Origin of the sequence: Nocardia sp. NPDC059764, from assembly GCF_042732555.1 — a bacterium.
In the GTDB taxonomy this organism is placed as follows: Bacteria; Actinomycetota; Actinomycetes; order Mycobacteriales; family Mycobacteriaceae; genus Nocardia.
Genome location: NZ_JBHWHH010000336.1, coordinates 1 through 2,486, shown reverse-complemented (window position 1 = coordinate 2,486; position 2,486 = coordinate 1). Strand labels below are relative to the sequence as shown.

General features: G+C 66.5%; 3 protein-coding genes. All 3 read right to left on the bottom strand.

Annotated elements, in window-relative coordinates; genetic code table 11:
- Entirely contained in the window at positions 1-1,728 is a 1,728-nt protein-coding gene (locus tag ACFV4K_RS35415; RefSeq protein ID WP_379280656.1) for a GMC oxidoreductase, read from the bottom strand.
- A 107-nt stretch (positions 1,729-1,835) separates the two neighbouring features.
- Positions 1,836-2,099, bottom strand: a complete 264-nt coding sequence (locus ACFV4K_RS35410) for a Txe/YoeB family addiction module toxin (protein ID WP_379280655.1) — start codon at positions 2,097-2,099, stop codon at positions 1,836-1,838.
- The coding region (locus ACFV4K_RS35405; protein ID WP_379280654.1) for a type II toxin-antitoxin system Phd/YefM family antitoxin at positions 2,096-2,486 on the bottom strand (391 nt) is incomplete at its 5' end. The genes ACFV4K_RS35410 and ACFV4K_RS35405, both read right to left, overlap by 4 nt.

Below are 2,486 nucleotides of genomic sequence, written 5' to 3'. Positions count from 1 at the left end.
CTATACCCCCGGGACGTCGACCCGGGGCATCGTGATCTCCACGATCGGCAGGCGCAGCGCGCCCGGGGCCGTGGGCGGGACCACGGGACTGCGCGGTGTGGTCGGGGCGATCCGCCGATAGGCCGCACCCGGCTCCGGGCGGGGATCGGGCTCACCCTTGTTGGGCCACAAGGAGATCGCGCGTTCGGCCTGGGCGGTGATGGTGAGCGACGGGTTGACGCCGAGGTTCGCCGAGATGGTGGAGCCGTCGACGATGTGCAGGCCCGGGTGGCCGTAGAGGCGGTGGTAGGCGTCCACGACGCCGGTGGCGGGCGAGTCCCCGATGGCGCAGCCGCCCAGGAAATGACCGGTCATCGGAATCTTCAGGATGCTCGAGCTCGCGCCGATCGGAATGCCGTCGACGGCGTCGGCGACCCGGCGGGCGACCTCGTGTCCGGCCGGCACCCAGGTCGGATTGGGTTGGCCGTCACCCTGTTTGGTGGTCATGCGGCGGCCGAAGAGCCCGCGCTTGGTGTAGGTGGTGATGGAGTTGTCCACCGACTGCATGACCAGCAGGCCGATGGTGCGCTCGGACCAGTGGCGGGAATTGTGCACCCGCACGGCGTCGCGAGGGTGACGGCGGGCCGCCCGAAGCCAGAGCCGCCAGCGCGGGGTATCGCCCTCGTCGTCGACCATCAGGGTGCTCATGACGCCGAAGGCATTGCTGCCCTTGCCATATCGAACCGGTTCCACGTGGGTGTCGTGGTCGGGGTGGATCGAGGAGGTGATCGCCACGCCCTTGGTGTAATCCGCCCGCGGGTCGCGGCTGCGCACGCCGAGCAACTCCTCGGAGTTGGTGCGGGACAGGTGGCCGAGCCGATCGGAGATCCCGGTGAGCGAGCCCTTGTCCCGCAGCCGGTGCAGCAGGCGCTGCGTGCCCAGCGAGGCGGCGGCGAAAATCACCTGTTCGGCGGTGAATTCGTTCCGCTGCTTGCGGAACAGCCGTCCGGTGCGGGCCGTCTCCACGGCGTACCCGCCGCCGTTCAACGGCCGCACATCGGTGACGGTGGTCAGCGGATGCACCACGGCCCCGGCCTGCTCGGCCAGATACAGGTAGTTCTTGACCAGTGTGTTCTTGGCATTGTGCCGACACCCCGTCATGCACTCGCCGCAATGGGTACAGGTGCGCCGGCCCGGCCCGGCCCCGCCGAAGAACGGGTCCGGCACATCCTCACCCGGACGCCGACCGGCCCCGCCGAAGAAGACGCCGACGGGCGTGGCCTGGTAACTGTCGCCGATCCCCATGCTGTCGGCCACGTCCCGCAGCACCCGGTCCGCGGGCGTGGTCGCCGGATTGACCGTCACCCCCAGCATCCGTTTGGCCTGGTCGTAGTGCGGCGCGAGCTCGTCCTTCCAATCCGTGATGTGCCCCCACTGCCGATCGGCGTAGAACTTGTCCGGCGGCTCGTACAGGGTGTTGGCGTAGACCAGCGAGCCGCCCCCGACCCCCGCCCCGGCCATCACGAAGGTGTCGTTCAACAGCGCCAGCCGCTGAATCCCGAAGCACCCCAGCGCCGGAGCCCACAGATACCGCCGCAACCGCCAGGACGTCTTCGCGAACTCATGGTCCGCGAACCGCCGCCCGGCCTCCAGTACGCCGACGCGGTAGCCCTTCTCGGTCAGCCGCAACGCGCTCACGCTGCCGCCGAAGCCGGAGCCGATCACGATGACGTCGTAGTCGAATCGCATGACTCGACGCTACGACCAGCGGTTATGAGAACATGACAGACCGGCGGCCAGAAAATCAACACTTTCGGCCACCCGAGCTGGAATCAGATACCCCAGCCATAGCCCGCTCAGTCATAGTGGCCTCGGCACGCAATCACCGTGACGGTGTCCTCGTCGGCACGGTAGACCAGCCGATGCTCCTGGTCGATGCGTCGAGACCACCATCCCGACAGGTTCTGCCGTAACGGCTCAGGCTTGCCGATCCCTTCACCATTGCCATGGCGGCGAATATCTTCGATCAGAAGATTTATGCGCCGCAACATCTTTCGATCCTCCACCTGCCAGTGACAGCAGTCTTCCCATCCGTTGCGATCGAAGCGCACGAAGCTCACCGCTCGGACTCCTCCCCATCGGGCACATCGATGAGTTCATGGGTTTCCACGCGCCCGGCGTCGACTGCCGCAATGGATTCCATGAGCCGCCGGGCCATTGCCGGCGAGGACATCAGGTAGGCGGTTTCCTTCATCGCGTTGTACTCCGCGAGGGAGATCACCACGGCCGGGGCCTTGCCACCACTCCGGGTGATGACCACTTCATCATTGTCCTCAGTGGCAGCATCCAGCACCGCGTAGAAATTGGCCCGAGCCTCGGTGGCGTGCATGGCGCGCATGGTGAGTCCTTTCGGCGCGAAATGTTCAACCCATACCACCAAATAACGTACGCAATTACGTACGGGTGATGACAGAGGATCAGCTGAGACCTTCGGGCTGGCGCTGTTC